The following is a 16,518-nucleotide window of genomic DNA, read 5'->3' as shown; positions in this document are numbered from 1 at the left end:
GGGCAGCGTTTCAGATGATATGCGGGTGAATGCGTGTCATCCGTGGGTGTAACAACCCGCAGAAAAGGCTTCAGCATGACGATGCTGAAGCCTTTTTGATACTATTTGATTTCCAAATGCATTTCATTGAAACAATTTATTTCTTCAATGAGCAATAAAAAAGCCGCTGTCGACAGAGAGCGGCTTTTTCGTATTGGCAACTATCCCTACTTCACTTCAATGCCTTTGGCCTGAAGATCGGCATGGTAAGACGAACGGACAAACGGGCCGCAGGCGGCGTGGGTGAAGCCCATCGCCAGCGCTTCGGCTTTCATCTCTTCAAACTCATCCGGGCTAACGTAGCGCTGTACCGGCAGGTGATGACGGCTCGGCTGCAGGTACTGGCCCAGCGTCAGCATGGTCACTCCGTGGCGGCGCAGATCGCGCATAACGTCGATAATTTCGGCGTTGGTTTCACCCAGGCCAACCATAAGGCCGGATTTCGTTGGGATTTCCGGGTGCGCTTCTTTGAAGCGCTCAAGCAGCTTCAGCGACCAGTTATAGTCGGCGCCCGGGCGAACCTGGCGATACAGACGCGGCACGTTTTCCAGGTTGTGGTTAAACACGTCCGGCGGGGTTTCCGTCAGAATCGCTAAGGCGCGATCCATACGGCCGCGGAAGTCCGGTACCAGCGTTTCAATGCGGATGCTCGGGCTTTTCTCGCGAATTGCAGCAATACAGTCGGCGAAGTGCTGGGCGCCGCCGTCGCGCAGATCGTCACGATCGACGGAGGTGATAACTACATAGCGCAGCGCCATGTCAGCGATAGTTTGCGCCAGCTTTTGCGGTTCGTTGGCATCCGGGGTCACCGGGCGACCGTGGGCCACGTCGCAGAACGGGCAGCGACGGGTGCAGATTGCGCCAAGGATCATAAAGGTCGCGGTGCCGTGGTTGAAGCATTCCGCCAGGTTCGGGCAGGAGGCTTCTTCACACACGGAGTGCAGACCATTTTTACGCATGGCCGCTTTGATGCCCTGGATACGGGAAGAGTCCGCCGGAAGTTTAATTTTCATCCACTCCGGTTTTCGCAGCAGCGCTTCGCGCTCTGTTGCCACGTTTTTTACCGGGATAAGGGCCATCTTATCGGCATCGCGGTACTTTACACCGCGTTCCATCACAATGGGTTTACTCATAGCGTACGTGTTCCAGTTCCGAGTATCGAGGGAAAGCGTTTCAATTCAAGGGAATGTTGTATTTATCAACTATTTTTGAATTAATGGCAGGCAGTATACCATTGAAACGGGGTATAAAGCAGCCTGCCAGGCCGGCAAATTGTAAAATAGTTGTTGAATAATGCTTTTTTGCCGGCAGAGGATAGCGAGTGGCGGGTGAACTAGAATGCCTGATGGATGACGTTGATAATGTTTTGCATTACCGGGTCCCGCAGGCTGAGTTTATTGTAATGCAATGAAAAATCGACCCGTTCCTGCTGTAATGGCGCGAAATCCAGCGTGCACAGCGGCCAACACTGCTTAAAGATATGGTAGAAGCGCAGCGGCATGATGCCTATCAGGTTGCTCGAGGCGATCAGTGACGCAATGGTAAACAGGTTGTAACTGCTCACGCTGACCTGACGGTCGGGGAGCATGTCGCGAATGCGTTTGTAGAGGTCGTTCTGCCCGGCGCCGTCCATTGTCAGCAGCGTATGCTCGTATTGCATCAACGTTTCGGCCGACGGCTCTTCGTTAAGCGCAGGATGGTCGTTACGACAAACGAGCACCAGATTATCGCTGAAGAGGGCATGGCGGCCCAGCGTTCGCGGATTGTTATGCTCATGGTTGTCGATCACTAAATCGGTCTGGAACTGGCTAAGCTGGGCGTTGGCGTCGGTTACCGCCACGTTGCGTAGCAGCACCTGTGGGTAGGTCTGCTTCACCGCCTGATAGATAACCGGCATGACAATGGCCCCCACAGACGCCGCCGTCCCGATGGTGATCACCCGCTGTTTGTCATAGCTGCCGTCCAGGTCCAGTGCGCCGAGAATCGATTCCAGCCCCTGGCTAATGTACTCGTGCAGATGCGAGGCATAGGCAGTTGGCGTGACGCCCTGTCCTTTACGAATGAACAGCGGGTCAGGGAACAGCAGGCGGAGTTTCTGGATGGATTGGCTAATGGCGGACGGCGTAAGGTTCAGGACTTTTGCCGCATTGACGATGCCTTTATGAACATAAACCGCTTCAAATATCGTCAACAGGTTCAGGTCTATATTGCGCAGGGTGCGAAAGATTTGTGGTGTGTCATTATCGACATTAAGGTTTATTTTATTTTCTGGCTTATTGTTATAATCCACACTGCTTACTCCATATTCATTCACACCATGAATGATAGTTGATAGTTACATTATTATTATTATTCCTGAGCCCATGTTACTGCAAGGTAAAAAATAGCAATTTTGCGTTATCCCTCAATGCATTAATGAATCTAATGCATTCATTAAATGTATATCAACACTCTCAGTTTTGCACAGAAATGAGATCTGCTTTGCACTTTTTTGCTAAATGTGCAGCAGGAAGATACGAAAAACGAGATATTGTTCAGCGGGCGAGTGACGAAGCGTTAATGGCCCAAAAAATATTGGGCCGAAATATATAATATATTAAGCAGAGATATATTCATGCGGCGGATTGTTTAGCCGCGCTAAAAATTTGTCCACAAGAATTGGGGATATATTTTCCGGTTTGGCTTCGCTCACCCACTGTGAGACCTGCGCCATCTCCATGCCCGCATAGCCGCAGGGGTTAATGCGCAGGAAAGGGGAAAGGTCCATCGCCACATTCAGCGCCAGCCCGTGGAAAGAGCAGCCCTTACGGATACGCAGCCCCAGCGAGCAAATCTTTTTCTCGCCAACGTAAACGCCCGGCGCGTCGGCGCGCGGATGGGCTTCAATCCCGAGTTCTGCCAGCGTATCGACCACGGCTTGCTCCAGCAGGGTCACCAGTTCACGTACGCCGAGCTTGCGGCGCTTCAGGTTTAACAGCACGTACATAACCTGCTGACCCGGGCCATGATAGGTTACCTGGCCGCCGCGATCGCTCTGAATGACCGGAATATCGCCCGGTACCAGCACATGTTCTGCTTTCCCCGCCTGACCCTGCGTAAAAACCGGCTGATGCTCAACCAGCCAGATCTCATCAAGCGTGGATTCATCACGGTTATCGGTAAAGTCGTGCATCGCCTGGGAAATAGGTTCGTAAGGCTGTAGGCCCAGTTGACGGATGAGGAGGGTATTGAAGTCCAAAACAGCGTCTCCGCAGAGGGGAAATAATGGACGCAGAGTATATCACAGGCAGGTGGAGAGAAGCGTTACCCGGGCGTGCCGGGTAACGGTGATGCGATTACAGCACCATACGGACAATTTCAATATTGCCCAACTCTTCGTACAGCGTCTCGACCTGCTCAATGTGGGTTGCATTGATGGTAATGGACACCGAGTGGTAGTTGCCTTTGCTGCTCGGTTTTATCTGCGGAGAGTAATCACCTGGCGCATGGCGCTGTACCACTTCAACCACCAGGTCAACCAGCTCAGGTTTCGCCAGACCCATTACTTTGTAAGTAAACGGAGTAGGGAATTCAAGCAGTTCGTTCAGTTTGGTTTTCATGTCAGCTCCAGTGTTAAAAAAGAATAACTCCCGCATGGTTAGCGGGAGTTATTTTAGCTATGCATAGTATATGGGGATGGAAATCACACTTTCAAGTGGGTGATTTTTAACCAAACCAGTGATGGAACATTAATTTAATGTAATCAATGATTTTGCCGAAGAAGTTACCTTCCGGTATTTCTTGCAGCACCACCAGAGGGCGCTGGTCGATGGTTTTACCGTCCAGCTGGAAGTTAATGGTACCGACCACCTGGTTTTTCTGCAGCGGTGCGTGCAGCTCGCTGTTGTTCAGCACGTAGCTGGCTTTCAGGTCCTTCATGCGGCCGCGCGGGATGGTCAGGTAAACGTCTTTATCGACGCCCAGGGACGCACGATCGGTATCACCAAACCAGGCGGGTTCAGAGGCGAACTCTTTACCGGCTTTGATTGGGTTAACGGTTTCAAAGAAGCGGAAGCCCCAGGTCAGCAGCTTTTTGCTCTCAGTTTCACGCCCTTTGTAGGTGCGGCCGCCCATGACGGCAGAAACAAGGCGCATCTGGCCTTCGGTCGCGGAGGCCACCAGGTTGTAACCGGCTTTGTCGGTGTGGCCGGTTTTAATGCCGTCAACGTTCAGGCTATTGTCCCACAGCAGGCCGTTACGGTTTAGCTGACGAATGCCGTTAAAGGTGAACTCTTTTTCTTTGTAGATGGTGTATTCGTTCGGCACGTCGCGAATCAGCGCCTGGCCAATCATCGCCATATCACGTGCGGAACTGTACTGGCCGTCTGCATCCAGGCCGTGAACGGTCTGGAAGTGGGTGTTTTTCAGCCCCAGCGCGTTGACGTAGCTGTTCATCAGGCCCACGAAGGCATCCTGGCTGCCAGCGACGTAGTCGGCCATGGCAACACAGGCATCGTTACCCGATTGCAGGTTAATCCCGCGAATCAGCTGTGATACCGGTACCTGCATACCCGGCTTAAGGAACATCAGGGAAGAGCCTTTGAACACCGGGTTGCCGGTGGCCCAGGCATCGTTACCGATGGTGACCAAATCGGATTCTTTAAACTTGCCCGCTTTCATTGCCTGACCGATGACGTAGCTGGTCATCATTTTTGTCAGGCTGGCCGGATCGCGGCGGGCGTCAGCGTTTTGCTCAGCCAGCACCTTGCCGGAGTTGTAATCAATAAGAATGTAGGACTCGGCGTCAATCTGCGGAACGCCTGGAATCATGGTTTTGATGTTCAGGTCATCGGCGTGGGCGACGGAGCTCAGTGCTGCGACGGAGAGCGCCGGAATGAGTAAGCAAGCGAGAAAAGAGGTCTTCATGGTCAAAACAACGACATCCGTGATGGAGTTAAAAAGTGCCTTACTATAGCAAATGCCCTTTAGACAGGCATCCGACATCGTATATGACTTTGTTAATGACGTTTACATATACGAAGCATCGGATGCCGCGAGCGCTTTAGTTGGCGTGCGTAATAAACGATTGCAGCTGTGCTTCGCTCTGCAAACGTTGCTGTATGGTACCGGCTTCCGCTTTGCTGGCGAATGGACCGAGCTGAATACGCCAGACCGCGCCGTTTTGCGTTACGCGGCCCGGGACGGAGAACTGCTGGCTCAGACGCTGCTGATACTGCTGTGCGCGGGTCTGGTCGCTGACTGCGCCAACCTGAACTACGTAGTTTCCGGCTGCTGCTGCTGCAGGTGCGGCGACGGCAGCCGTCGCGGCTGGCGCGGCGCTTGCGGGGGCACTTACCGGCGCGGTGACCGGTGCCGGTGTGGACTCTTCGAGTACGCCGCTATTTAATGGTGTCGGAGCACCAAGGAAGCCACCGCTTTTCACCGGCGCGCCTTCGCCGCTGTCGGCTGAGGCGAGGGTATCGTTACTGATCGCGCGTACGTCACCCTGAGGCGCGCTGGCCTGCGGGGTGGAAGAGGCGCTGCCCATGCCGCCGCTCAGGTCAGGGCGGTCCGGGAGCGCGTAGGTTTGCTTCGCGACGGTGGTACAGGCCATGCCGGGGCCGGAAAGCGAACCATCCTGGGCGACGATAATCGGGTCGATACGGACTTTGGTATTGTTTGATGTGTTCAGACGATCCGCCGCCGCGCGGGAGAGCGAAATCACGCGATCGTTGCCATAAGGGCCGCGATCGTTAATACGCACTACGATCATCCGGCCGTTAGCCAGATTGGTAATACGCGCGTAGCTCGGCACCGGCAGGGTAGGGTGCGCGGCGGTAAGCTGCGTCGGATCGAACGCTTCGCCGATCGCCGTCAGATTGCTGCCCGGTTCGGCATCATAGATGGCGGCAAGCCCGGCCTGGCTGAAGTTGGACGGGTCCTGGACAATTTTATATTTCTTACCGTCGCGTTCGTAATCCTGATTCGCCGTCGCGTTCAGTGGCTCAAAGCGTGGATCGGCCCCGCTGATTTCCACCGTCGGGCCATTACATACCGCAGGTTTTGGTGCGGAGACGGTCTGCTGCTGAACATCATCACTCGAACAAGCCGCCAGCAGCCCTGCCGCTATGCAGATCCCAAGCCATTGCTTACGCATTGAGCACCCCTTAGACGCTTTTTGACAACATTTTCCTGTGGGTGTGTATCGACATGACGATACCGAACCCGGCCATCAGTACGATCAGGGCTGACCCCCCGTAGCTGACCAGCGGCAGCGGAACGCCCACCACCGGCAAGATGCCACTTACCATACCAATATTAACAAATACATAAACGAATAAAATCAGCATCAAACCACCGGCCATGACGCGGCCAAACGTGGTTTGCGCCTGGGCGGCGATCCACAGGCCGCGCATAATCAGTAGCACGTACAACGCCAGCAGAATCAGAATACCAATAAGCCCCAGCTCCTCGGCCAGTACCGCAAAGATAAAGTCGGTATGGCGTTCCGGCAAGAATTCGAGCTGCGATTGCGTGCCGTGCAACCAGCCTTTGCCACGCAGGCCGCCAGATCCGATGGCGATTTTGGACTGAATAATGTGGTAGCCCGCGCCCAGCGGATCGGATTCCGGGTCCATCAGCATCATCACGCGCTGGCGCTGATAGTCGTGCATCAGGAAGAACCAGAGTATCGGGATAAAGCAGGCGACCAGCACCACGGCGACCAGAATTAACCGCCAGCTCAGGCCTGCCAGGAACAGCACGAACAGGCCGGACAGGGCGACCAGGATGGATGTACCAAGGTCCGGCTGGGCGGCGACCAACAGCGTCGGCATGAAAATCAGCACCAGCGCGATGGCGGTATTTTTCAGCGTGGGCGGGCAAACGTCGCGGTTAATAAAACGCGCCACCATTAGCGGGACGGCGATTTTGGCTATCTCAGACGGCTGGAAGCGCACCACGCCGAGGTCCAGCCAGCGCTGGGCACCTTTGGAGATGGCGCCAAAGGCATCGACCGCCACCAGCAGGATAATACAGAAGATATACAGCCAGGGCGCCCAGCCTTCGTAGACTCGCGGCGGGATCTGCGCCATGACGACCATGATAACGAGCCCCATGGCGATCTGGCCAATTTTACGTTCCGTCATCCCCATGTCCTGGCCGCTGGCGCTCCAGATAACCAGCGCGCTATAGGTCAGCAGCGCCAGCAGAATCAGCAGCATGGCTGGGTCGAGGTGAATTTTATCCCAGAACGATTTTTTGTTCGGATTATCCGTCATGATTATTGGTCCTCCGACGCGGCTGCAGCAGGGTTCTCAGCCGGTAAATCGGTGTTGTTGTCGCCCAGCATGATGTGGTCAAGGATCTGACGCATGATGGTACCGACAGCCGGGCCAGCGCCGCCGTTCTCCAGGATAATCGCTACGGCGACCTGGGGATCGTTATACGGCGCAAAGGCGGTCATTAGTTTGTGGTCACGCAGACGCTCGGCAATACGATGCGCATTATAGGTTTCGTTAGCCTTCAGGCCAAAGACCTGCGCGGTACCGGATTTCGCCGCAATTTTATACGGTGCGCCGGCGAAGTATTTATGCGCGGTGCCGTTCGGGCGATTGGCTACGCCGTACATGCCGTCTTTGGCAATTTCCCAGTAGCCGGAATGAATGTCGCCAATCGGCGGCTCTTCAGGCTGAGTCCACGGCACTTTTTTACCGTCTTCGACCCGGCTTGCCAGCAGGTGAGGGATTTTCACCACGCCGTCGTTAATCAGGGTCATCAGCGCTTTGCTCATCTGAATCGGGGTCGCGGTCCAGTAGCCCTGGCCGATGCCGACAGGAATGGTATCGCCCTGATACCACGGTTTCTTAAAGCGCTTCAGCTTCCATTCGCGCGTCGGCATGTTACCGGAACGTTCTTCCGCCAGATCGATGCCGGTGTAGTCGCCGTAGCCGAACTTACTCATCCACTCAGACAGGCGGTCGATCCCCATGTCATAGGCTACCTGGTAGAAGAAGGTATCCGCCGATTCTTCCAGCGCTTTGGTGACGTTAAGGTGCCCGTGGCCCCATTTTTTCCAGTCACGGTAGCGTTTTTCTGAGCCGGGAAGCTGCCACCAGCCCGGGTCAAACAGGCTGGTATTGCGGTTGATCACGCCTGCGCTCATTGCGGAAACCGCCACATACGGTTTCACCGTCGATGCCGGTGGGTAAACCCCCTGCGTCGCGCGGTTAACCAGCGGGGTATTCGGGTCGTTTAGCAGACCGCTGTAGTCTTTGCTGGAAATACCGTCAACGAATAGGTTGGGATCGTAGCTTGGCGTGGAAACCAGCGCCAGAATGCTGCCGGTGCGCGGGTCGGTGACCACCACGGCGGCACGGCTGCCCGCCAGCAGCGTTTCAATGTATTGCTGGAGCTTGAGATCGAGCGTCAGGTAAATATCGTGCCCGGCCTGCGGCGGCACTTCTTTAAGCTGACGAATGACGCGGCCGCGGTTGTTGACTTCAACCTCTTCGTAGCCGGTCTGCCCGTGGAGCATATCTTCGTAATAACGCTCAATACCCAGCTTCCCGATATCGTGGGTTGCCGCGTAGTTGGCCAGTTTGCCGTCTTTGTCCAACCGGTCGACGTCTTTATCGTTAATTTTTGATACGTAGCCGATAACGTGGGTCAGGGCAGAACCGTAGGGATAGAAACGGCGTTTATAGCCTTTGACTTCTACGCCAGGAAAGCGGTACTGATTGACGGCAAAGCGGGCCACCTGCACTTCGGTGAGGTTGGTTTTAAGCGGAATAGAGGTAAAGCGGTGCGAACGGGCGCGCTCTTTTTTAAAGGCGGCGATATCGTCATCGCTGAGATCGACGACGTCGCGCAGGCCGTCGATGGTCTGCTGCACGCTGTCGACTTTTTCCGGCATGATTTCCAGCTGGTAGATGGTGCGGTTAAGCGCCAGCGGCGTACCGTTACGATCGTAGATTATGCCGCGGCTCGGTGCGATCGGCACCAGCTTGATGCGGTTTTCGTTAGAGCGCGTCTGATAGTCGGTGAAACGGACGATCTGTAAATTGTAGAGGTTGGCAATCAGCACGCCGGTAAGCAGCAAAATTCCCAAAAAAGCGACCACTGCCCGGCGCACAAAAAGCGCGGACTCTGCCGTATAGTCGCGAAAAGAATTCTGTAGTTTCATTCGCTGCTTAATCTACCCTGGTCATCATTACTCGCGGTGGTAAGGGTGGTTGGTGGTAATGCTCCACGCCCGATAAAGGCTTTCGGCGACCAGCACGCGCACCAGCGGGTGAGGGAGCGTCAGGGTGGAGAGCGACCAACTTTGTTCTGCTGCGGCCTTGCATGCCGGGGAAAGACCTTCCGGACCGCCGATTAACAGGCTGACATCACGACCGTCACCCTTCCAGCGTTCCAGTTCGCGCGCAAGCTGCGGCGTATCCCAGGGTTTCCCGGGGATATCCAGCGTGACGATGCGGTTTTTTCCTGCGGCGGCGAGCATCATCTCGCCTTCTTTATCCAGAATACGTTTGATATCGGCGTTTTTACCGCGCTTGCCGGCGGGAATTTCCACCAGTTCGAACGGCATATCTTTCGGAAAACGACGAAGGTATTCGGTAAAACCGGTTTGTACCCAATCCGGCATTTTGGTGCCGACGGCGACCAACTGCAGCTTCACAACTTAACCCCAGAGTTTTTCCAGCTCATACAGGCGACGGCTCTCTTCCTGCATGACGTGGACAATGACATCGCCTAAATCAACGACAATCCAGTCGGCAACGCTTTCGCCTTCAACGCCTAATGGCAGCAGACCGGCTGCGCGGGATTCCTGAACCACATGATCGGCAATGGACATAACGTGGCGGCTGGAGGTGCCGGTGCAGATAACCATGCAATCAGTGATGCTGGATTTACCCTGAACATCAATTTTGATGATGTCCTGACCTTTTAAATCATCAATTTTGTCGACAACAAAATCCTGGAGTGCTTTACCCTGCAAGTGTTCCCCCTGGGGTGTGAAGATGAACGATATAAAACAGCCTGACAGTATACCCGAACTGAAAATATTGTCGGGACAAAAAATCACCAAACGGCCTTTCAGGCGGGGTATCATCCCATTCCTTCATGCCGATTGCATCGCCATTTTTGTAAAACAATTTCTGTCCACAAATGCTGGAGGGGGATGATTCAGGCTGCGGAGAATAACAGTCTATGGTTTGGTGTCAATGGGCTGGCGTCTCTGCGGCGCAGAAATCGGTTTTATCCCTCTTCCGGTAGCCAAATGGCCCGGCTGTTCAGCACCCGCAGCGTGGTAAATTCTGGCGTGAAATCAATGACGCTCCACGCGCCGTGATCGATGCGAAAATGCCACATGCTGGCGGTTGGCATTCCCAGTAAACAGGCGGTTAACAGGCTCAATACGCCCTGATGGCTGACGATAAGGAGATTCTGGTATGTATAGCCCGGTAATTCGGCGGCAAAGGCGGCGACGCGGCGGGAAAAGTCGGGGAAACCTTCACCGTTGGTGGGAGCCGCATGCTGCCAGTCGGCGCACCAGGCGGCATAGTTATCTTTGTCTTCTTTCTGCAGGTCGCGGTGGTGGCGCATTTCCCAGTCGCCGAAATACATTTCGTTGAGCAGCGGGTGGGGAGTAAAGAGAATGTCGCGCTCGCCGAGCAGCAGTCGAGCGGTGTGCTGTGTACGCTCCAGTTCACTGCACAATACGCCATCGAAGGGGACCTGTCGCAGCATCTCGCCGAGGCGTATGGCCTGCTGCTGGCCACGGGCAGTCAGCGGCGTGGGGGCGTGGCCGCTATACAGCCCGGCTACGTTGGCTTCGGTTTCGCCGTGGCGAACTAACCAGAGTTTCATGCTGTCTTCCCCGTTTACAGGCCTAGGCGCCGTGGTGGTACAACCCCTGCTGCATAATATAGTTGAGCACCGGTTCTGGCATCATTTCGTCGCAAGACTCACCGCGCTCCAGGCGCTCGCGAATCAACGTCGCGGAGACGTCGAACCAGGGCGTTTCGGCGAGGAAAATTTTACCCGCGGGCTGATTGTGCAGGTCTTCAATATTGCTGGTAAGGTGACGATCCAGCCAGTCCTGATGCTCTTCCTGCTGCATAGTCAGCGGGTAGCCCGGGCGACGCGTCACCAGCAGGTGTACGTGCTCGAGAATCGTTTCATAGCGGTGCCAGCTAGGGAAGGTGAGCAGCGAGTCCTGTCCGATAATAAAGGCCAACGGCTTATCCGCGCCCTGTTCCGCGCGCCACTCCTGTAGGGTGTCGGCGGTAAACGACGGCGTGTCGCGACGCAGCTCGCGTTCGTCGAGTACGAATAGCGGCTTATCGGCAATCGCCAGCTCAACCATTAATTTACGCTGTTCGCTGGTGGCTTCCGGCTGTGGGCGATGCGGCGGCACGTTGTTGGGCATAATGATCACCCGCGAAAGACCAATCTGGTTAGCCAGAATCTCAACCGGCTTCAGGTGGCCGTAGTGGATGGGATCGAAGGTCCCGCCGAAAAGCGCCTGTAGTTTTGCCATATCATCCATCGATAAATACGTCGGCTAGCGCTTTGTGACAAAGCAGCAGCGACAAACTTTCCAGCTCAGCCCAAATGGACTGACCGTAATCTTGTTTCAGCGTCAGCTCGGCACGGCTGAGCAGGGTGACCGCCTGGCGCAGCTGCGGGCCGCTCAAACGGTTGAGCGCTTCGCCGACCATCGCCCGACGGTTTTGCCAGACGCGGTGTTTATCAAACAGCGAACGCAGTGGCGTATGCGCGCTCTGGCGCTTCAGCGTGACCAGCAGCAGCAGTTCACGCTGGACGGTGCGCAGCAGGATCACCGGCTCGCTGCCTTCGAGACGCAGCTGTTGCAGAATATGCAGCGCGCGTTTGCTCTTGCCGGCCAGCAGGGCGTCGACCCAGTGGAACGGCGTAAAGTGCGCGGCATCGTTGACCGCCTGTTCGACGCGCGGCAGCGTCAGCTTGCCGTCAGGCCACAGCAGTGACAGACGTTCCAGCGCCTGGGCCAGCGCCAGCAGGTTGCCCTCGTAGCAGTAGCAAAGTAGCTGACTGGCGGGTTCATCAAGCTGGAGGTTGCTCTGCTTTGCACGGTTAGCCAGCCAGCGCGGTAGCTGGGCCGGTTCCGGCGTCTGGCAGCTGATCTGCACGGCGCGGCTGGCCAGCGCCTGGATCCAGGCGGCATTTTCCTGTGATTTGGTCAGTTTATTGCCGCGCACGATCAGCAGCAGATCGTCATGCAGCAGGCTGACCAGCGTTGACAGCTGTTCGTTGATGGCCGCATTCGGGCCGTTTTCTGGCAGCAGCAGCAGCAGCGTCTGGCGACTGGCAAACAGGCTCATTGCCTGGCATAGCGAGAAGATCTCGTTCCAGTCGGTGCTGGCGTCCAGCGTGAATGTATGATGTTCGGTAAAGCCTTCGTTCACGCAGGCGTGGCGTATCGCATCCTGGCTTTCCTGAAGAAAAAGGGGGTCGTTACCGAGCAGGAGATACGCCGCGCGCAGCCCTTCAGAGAGCTGCGCGCGGAGTTGTTCTGGGTACAGCCGAATCATCAGTTACCCAGAGTAGTTGAAACACGAGAGCCGTTCGACGGCGTGACGGCCGCCTCGTCTTTACTCTCTTTCACATCGGCGATGTGAACGCTTGGCAGCTTACGAATCAGCTGCTCGGCGGCCTTCTGATACATCTCCTGAACGATCAGGCTTTGCTCGTTGTCTTTTGCCAACGCTTGCTGCGGGTTGTCAAAGAACGAACGGTACACTTTGGTGGTGATCGGGAAGATATCCTGGCCCGGGATCAGCACCGAAGCGTTGACCGTCATGACCATTTGATATTCTGCTGTCTGGCCGTTCTGGAATACCGATGCCGTGTCCTGAGCAAGGCTAATATTGCCCAGACGCAAAGACGGTACGTCCTGACGAAGCGTGCTCTGATCAAGCACCGTAATACCGCTGCTTCTCAGCTGTTCGCGCACCGCGCGGCTCAGCGGGCCGTTCGGATCGCCGGACTGCAGGATCAATGTTTTCATTTCATCCGGCACCTGCGTGGTACTACGCAGATGCCAGCCGCACCCGGCGGTGACCAGCACCGCCAAAGATAACAACAATGTTGTCAGATATCGCACGCTTCCTCCCGCGCTTAGCCTACGACCAGGTTAAGCAGTTTACCCGGTACGTAGATGACTTTACGTACGGTAACGCCTTCAAGGTATTTCGCCACCAGGGGTTCCTGGCCTGCGCGTTCACGCACCTGCTCTTCGGTCGCATCGACCGCGACGGTGATTTTACCGCGCACTTTACCGTTGACCTGTACGACGACCAGCGTGGTGTTTTCAACCATCGCGTTCTCGTCGGCAACCGGCCACGGCGCGTTATCGATATCGCCTTCGCCGCCCAGTTCCTGCCACAGCGTGAAGCTCACGTGCGGAGTGAACGGGTTGAGCATGCGCACGACAGCCAGCAGCGCTTCCTGCATCAGTGCTCTGTCCTGCGCGTCTTCCATCGGCGCTTTCGCCAGTTTGTTCATCAGCTCCATGATTGCCGCAATCGCGGTGTTGAAGGTCTGACGACGGCCGATATCATCGGTGACTTTGGCGATGGTTTTATGGACATCACGACGCAGCGCCTGCTGATCTTCGTTCAGCGCATCAACGTTGATGGCTGCCACTGGGCCACGAGCGGTGTGCTCGTAAACCAGTTTCCAGACACGTTTCAGGAAGCGGTTCGCCCCTTCAACGCCGGATTCCTGCCATTCCAGGGTCATGTCAGCCGGAGAGGCAAACATCATGAACAGACGTACGGTGTCGGCGCCGTAGCGTTCAACCATAACCTGCGGGTCGATGCCGTTGTTTTTGGACTTGGACATCTTGCTCATGCCGGTATACACCAGCTCATGGCCCGCCGCGTCTTTCGCCTTCACGATACGGCCTTTTTCGTCGCGCTCAACGATGGCGTCAACCGGGGAAACCCAGTTACGTTCGCCGTTTGCGCCCACGTAGTAGAAGGCATCTGCCAGCACCATGCCCTGACACAGCAGCTGTTTAGCCGGCTCGTCAGAGTTGACCAGGCCTGCATCGCGCATCAGTTTGTGGAAGAAGCGGAAGTAGAGCAGGTGCATGATGGCGTGTTCGATACCGCCAATGTAGATATCAACCGGCAGCCAGTAGTTAGCGGCTTTGGAATCCAGCATGCCTTCCTGATACTGCGGGCAGGTGTAGCGCGCGTAGTACCATGATGATTCCATAAAGGTATCGAAGGTGTCGGTTTCACGCAGCGCAGGCATACCGTTAACGGTGGTTTTCGCCCACTCCGGATCGGCTTTGATCGGGCTGGTGATACCGTCCATGACCACGTCTTCCGGCAGAATCACCGGCAGCTGATCTTCTGGCGTTGGCAGCACGGTGCCGTCTTCCAGCGTCACCATCGGGATCGGTGCGCCCCAGTAACGCTGGCGGGAAACGCCCCAGTCGCGCAGACGGTAGTTAACTTTGCGCTCGCCCACGCCTTTTGCTGCCAGTTTGTCGGCAATGGCGTTAAAGGCATCTTCAAAGGCCAGACCGTCGAATTCACCGGAGTTAAACAGCACGCCTTTTTCGGTCAGCGCCTGTTCAGACAGATCCGGCTCGCTGCCGTCAGCGGCCAGGATAACCGGCTTGATGGTCAGGCCGTATTTGGTGGCAAATTCGTAGTCGCGCTGGTCGTGACCCGGAACGGCCATCACCGCGCCGGTGCCATACTCCATCAGCACGAAGTTGGCAGCCCATACCGGAATCTCTTCGCCGGTCAGCGGGTGAACGGCTTTAAAGCCGGTGTCGACGCCTTTTTTCTCCATGGTCGCCATATCGGCTTCGGCCACTTTGGTGTTGCGGCATTCGTCGATAAAAGCAGCCAGCGCGGGGTTAGTCGCAGCGGCTTTCTGCGCCAGCGGGTGACCTGCAGCTACTGCCAGGTAGGTTGCGCCCATGAAGGTGTCTGGACGGGTGGTGTAAACGGTCAGCGTATTGTCGTAACCGGTCACGTCGAAGGTGATTTCTACGCCTTCAGAACGCCCGATCCAGTTGCGCTGCATCGTTTTCACGGTGTCAGGCCAGTGATCAAGGTTATCCAGGTCGCGCAGCAGTTCGTCAGCGTAAGCGGTGATTTTGATAAACCACTGTGGGATCTCTTTACGCTCAACTTTGGTATCGCAACGCCAGCAGCAGCCGTCGATAACCTGTTCGTTGGCCAGGACGGTCTGGTCGTTCGGACACCAGTTCACCGCAGACGTTTTCTTGTACACCAGGCCTTTTTTATACAGCTCGGTGAAGAATTTCTGTTCCCAGCGGTAGTATTCCGGGGTACAGGTTGCCAGCTCGCGGCTCCAGTCGTAACCAAAGCCCAGCATTTTGAGCTGGTTTTTCATGTACGCGATGTTGTCGTAGGTCCACGGCGCCGGGGCGGTGTTGTTTTTGACCGCGGCACCTTCAGCCGGCAGGCCGAACGCATCCCAGCCGATAGGCTGCAGGACGTTTTTGCCCAGCATGCGCTGATAGCGAGCGATAACGTCGCCGATGGTGTAGTTACGGACGTGGCCCATGTGTAGTCGACCAGAAGGATAGGGAAGCATCGACAGGCAGTAATACTTCTCTTTGCTCTCGTCTTCAGTAACTTCAAATGTGCGCTTCTCATCCCAGTGAAGCTGGACTTTCGATTCTATCTCTTCCGGGCGGTATTGCTCTTGCATGGCAGCCAGTAATCCTGTTTTCAATGCAGCTACAAATGTAGCCAGTAGATGTGGTATTTCAGATCCGCATAGCATAGCCCAAACGTGCACGTCAAAACAGCCTTTAGCACGTTAAGCCGATGAAAAGCTCAAGGCATAATTTACGCACTCTGTGGCAAAGCTGACAAAGCGAAAGAGAAATAACGGCTACTATTAGAATAGGTTAACTGGCTGGGAGAGGAAACAATGAACAAGGTTGCTCAAATTTACCGTGAACTGGTCGCTACGCTGAGTGAACGTTTACGTAACGGCGAACGTGATATCGACGCGCTGGTGGATCAGGCGCGGGCGAAAATCGCGCAAACCAGCGAGTTAACGCGCGGCGAAATCGACGAGCTGCTGCGCGCCGTCCGTCGGGATCTGGAAGAGTTTGCGATGAGCTACGGTGAAAGCCAGGAAGACGAGTCCGACAGCGTCTTTCTGCGGGTAATTAAAGAGAGTATCTGGCAGGAGCTGGCGGATATTACCGATAAAACGCAGCTGGAGTGGCGCGAGGTGTTTCAGGATTTAAGCCATCACGGCGTCTACCACAGCGGTGAGGTGGTGGGGCTGGGCAATCTGGTGTGCGAGAAGTGCCACTTCCACCTGGCGGTGTATACGCCGGACGTGTTGCCGCGCTGCCCGAAGTGCGGGCATGACCAGTTCCAGCGCAGGCCGTTTGAGCCGTAGTTAACGGTGCCGGATGGCGATGCGATGCGTCTTATCTGGCCTACA

16 protein-coding genes are annotated in these 16,518 nt (G+C 55.7%); 1 reads left to right on the top strand and 15 read right to left on the bottom strand.

The genetic code is table 11. The features are described from left to right. Window positions 1-206: 206 nt before the first annotated feature. The 15 genes from lipA to leuS form a co-directional block, all read right to left on the bottom strand. Window positions 207-1,172, bottom strand: coding sequence for a lipoyl synthase (lipA, locus tag H7R76_RS17185; RefSeq protein WP_182929293.1), 966 nt, complete (start codon window positions 1,170-1,172; stop codon window positions 207-209). A gap of 200 nt (window positions 1,173-1,372) precedes the next feature. Beyond that, the gene (locus H7R76_RS17180) at window positions 1,373-2,329 is read right to left on the bottom strand and encodes a YbeF family transcriptional regulator (protein ID WP_182928315.1); all 957 of its coding nucleotides are present in this window, start codon (window positions 2,327-2,329) and stop codon (window positions 1,373-1,375) included. Between the two features lie 306 nt (window positions 2,330-2,635). Beyond that, window positions 2,636-3,277 carry a lipoyl(octanoyl) transferase LipB gene (lipB, locus tag H7R76_RS17175; RefSeq protein WP_182934679.1) on the bottom strand — a complete coding sequence of 214 codons (642 nt, stop codon included), beginning with the start codon at window positions 3,275-3,277 and terminating at the stop codon, window positions 2,636-2,638. A gap of 97 nt (window positions 3,278-3,374) precedes the next feature. Beyond that, the gene (gene ybeD, locus H7R76_RS17170; RefSeq protein ID WP_035894333.1) at window positions 3,375-3,638 is read right to left on the bottom strand and encodes a DUF493 family protein YbeD; all 264 of its coding nucleotides are present in this window, start codon (window positions 3,636-3,638) and stop codon (window positions 3,375-3,377) included. A gap of 106 nt (window positions 3,639-3,744) precedes the next feature. Next, a complete protein-coding gene (gene dacA, locus H7R76_RS17165; protein WP_106924703.1) occupies window positions 3,745-4,944 on the bottom strand; it encodes a D-alanyl-D-alanine carboxypeptidase DacA in 1,200 nt (399 codons plus the stop codon). A 136-nt stretch (window positions 4,945-5,080) separates the two neighbouring features. Further along, window positions 5,081-6,175 carry an endolytic peptidoglycan transglycosylase RlpA gene (gene rlpA, locus H7R76_RS17160; protein ID WP_182965913.1) on the bottom strand — a complete coding sequence of 365 codons (1,095 nt, stop codon included), beginning with the start codon at window positions 6,173-6,175 and terminating at the stop codon, window positions 5,081-5,083. Window positions 6,176-6,185: 10 nt separating this feature from the next. Next, window positions 6,186-7,298: a peptidoglycan glycosyltransferase MrdB gene (gene mrdB, locus H7R76_RS17155; protein ID WP_106924701.1), complete on the bottom strand. Its 1,113-nt coding sequence runs from the start codon at window positions 7,296-7,298 to the stop codon at window positions 6,186-6,188. Between the two features lie 2 nt (window positions 7,299-7,300). Beyond that, entirely contained in the window at window positions 7,301-9,202 is a 1,902-nt protein-coding gene (gene mrdA, locus H7R76_RS17150) for a peptidoglycan DD-transpeptidase MrdA (RefSeq protein WP_106924700.1), read from the bottom strand. Window positions 9,203-9,229: 27 nt separating this feature from the next. Next, on the bottom strand, window positions 9,230-9,697 hold the full coding sequence (gene rlmH, locus H7R76_RS17145) for a 23S rRNA (pseudouridine(1915)-N(3))-methyltransferase RlmH (RefSeq protein WP_064548242.1): 468 nt from the start codon (window positions 9,695-9,697) through the stop codon (window positions 9,230-9,232). A 3-nt stretch (window positions 9,698-9,700) separates the two neighbouring features. Next, window positions 9,701-10,018, bottom strand: coding sequence for a ribosome silencing factor (gene rsfS, locus H7R76_RS17140; protein ID WP_106924699.1), 318 nt, complete (start codon window positions 10,016-10,018; stop codon window positions 9,701-9,703). Between the two features lie 260 nt (window positions 10,019-10,278). Next, the gene (locus H7R76_RS17135; protein WP_182965911.1) at window positions 10,279-10,890 is read right to left on the bottom strand and encodes an adenosylcobalamin/alpha-ribazole phosphatase; all 612 of its coding nucleotides are present in this window, start codon (window positions 10,888-10,890) and stop codon (window positions 10,279-10,281) included. Between the two features lie 22 nt (window positions 10,891-10,912). Next, window positions 10,913-11,572, bottom strand: a complete 660-nt coding sequence (nadD, locus tag H7R76_RS17130) for a nicotinate-nucleotide adenylyltransferase (protein WP_146145691.1) — start codon at window positions 11,570-11,572, stop codon at window positions 10,913-10,915. Beyond that, window positions 11,565-12,596, bottom strand: a complete 1,032-nt coding sequence (gene holA, locus H7R76_RS17125; RefSeq protein WP_182965909.1) for a DNA polymerase III subunit delta — start codon at window positions 12,594-12,596, stop codon at window positions 11,565-11,567. Before holA ends, nadD begins: the two co-directional genes overlap by 8 nt. Then, the gene (gene lptE, locus H7R76_RS17120) at window positions 12,596-13,168 is read right to left on the bottom strand and encodes an LPS assembly lipoprotein LptE (RefSeq protein WP_182929289.1); all 573 of its coding nucleotides are present in this window, start codon (window positions 13,166-13,168) and stop codon (window positions 12,596-12,598) included. The genes holA and lptE overlap by 1 nt, the downstream gene beginning before the upstream one ends. A 14-nt stretch (window positions 13,169-13,182) precedes the next feature. Further along, window positions 13,183-15,765: a leucine--tRNA ligase gene (gene leuS, locus H7R76_RS17115; RefSeq protein ID WP_106924694.1), complete on the bottom strand. Its 2,583-nt coding sequence runs from the start codon at window positions 15,763-15,765 to the stop codon at window positions 13,183-13,185. 225 nt (window positions 15,766-15,990) lie between these two features. On the opposite strand from leuS, the gene H7R76_RS17110 reads away from it, so the two are divergent. Continuing rightward, window positions 15,991-16,473 (top strand): zinc ribbon-containing protein, encoded by a 483-nt coding sequence (locus tag H7R76_RS17110; protein WP_182928314.1) that lies wholly within the window; start codon window positions 15,991-15,993, stop codon window positions 16,471-16,473. Window positions 16,474-16,518: the final 45 nt, after the last annotated feature.

Source organism: Klebsiella sp. WP8-S18-ESBL-06 (assembly GCF_014169755.1).
In the GTDB taxonomy this organism is placed as follows: domain Bacteria; phylum Pseudomonadota; class Gammaproteobacteria; order Enterobacterales; family Enterobacteriaceae; genus Kluyvera; species Kluyvera ascorbata_B.
This window is presented reverse-complemented; position numbering and strand designations above follow the sequence as displayed.

Bases quoted from the DNA above. Each gene is read 5' to 3' on its own strand.
- lipA (WP_182929293.1), bottom strand. From the start codon at position 1,172: ATGAGTAAACCCATTGTGATGGAACGCGGTGTAAAGTACCGCGATGCC.
- ybeD (WP_035894333.1), bottom strand. From the start codon at position 3,638: ATGAAAACCAAACTGAACGAACTGCTTGAATTCCCTACTCCGTTTACT.
- dacA (WP_106924703.1), bottom strand. From the start codon at position 4,944: ATGAAGACCTCTTTTCTCGCTTGCTTACTCATTCCGGCGCTCTCCGTC.
- rlpA (WP_182965913.1), bottom strand. From the start codon at position 6,175: ATGCGTAAGCAATGGCTTGGGATCTGCATAGCGGCAGGGCTGCTGGCG.
- mrdB (WP_106924701.1), bottom strand. From the start codon at position 7,298: ATGACGGATAATCCGAACAAAAAATCGTTCTGGGATAAAATTCACCTC.
- mrdA (WP_106924700.1), bottom strand. From the start codon at position 9,202: ATGAAACTACAGAATTCTTTTCGCGACTATACGGCAGAGTCCGCGCTT.
- H7R76_RS17135 (WP_182965911.1), bottom strand. From the start codon at position 10,890: ATGAAACTCTGGTTAGTTCGCCACGGCGAAACCGAAGCCAACGTAGCC.
- nadD (WP_146145691.1), bottom strand. From the start codon at position 11,572: ATGGATGATATGGCAAAACTACAGGCGCTTTTCGGCGGGACCTTCGAT.
- holA (WP_182965909.1), bottom strand. From the start codon at position 12,596: ATGATTCGGCTGTACCCAGAACAACTCCGCGCGCAGCTCTCTGAAGGG.
- leuS (WP_106924694.1), bottom strand. From the start codon at position 15,765: ATGCAAGAGCAATACCGCCCGGAAGAGATAGAATCGAAAGTCCAGCTT.
- H7R76_RS17110 (WP_182928314.1), top strand. From the start codon at position 15,991: ATGAACAAGGTTGCTCAAATTTACCGTGAACTGGTCGCTACGCTGAGT.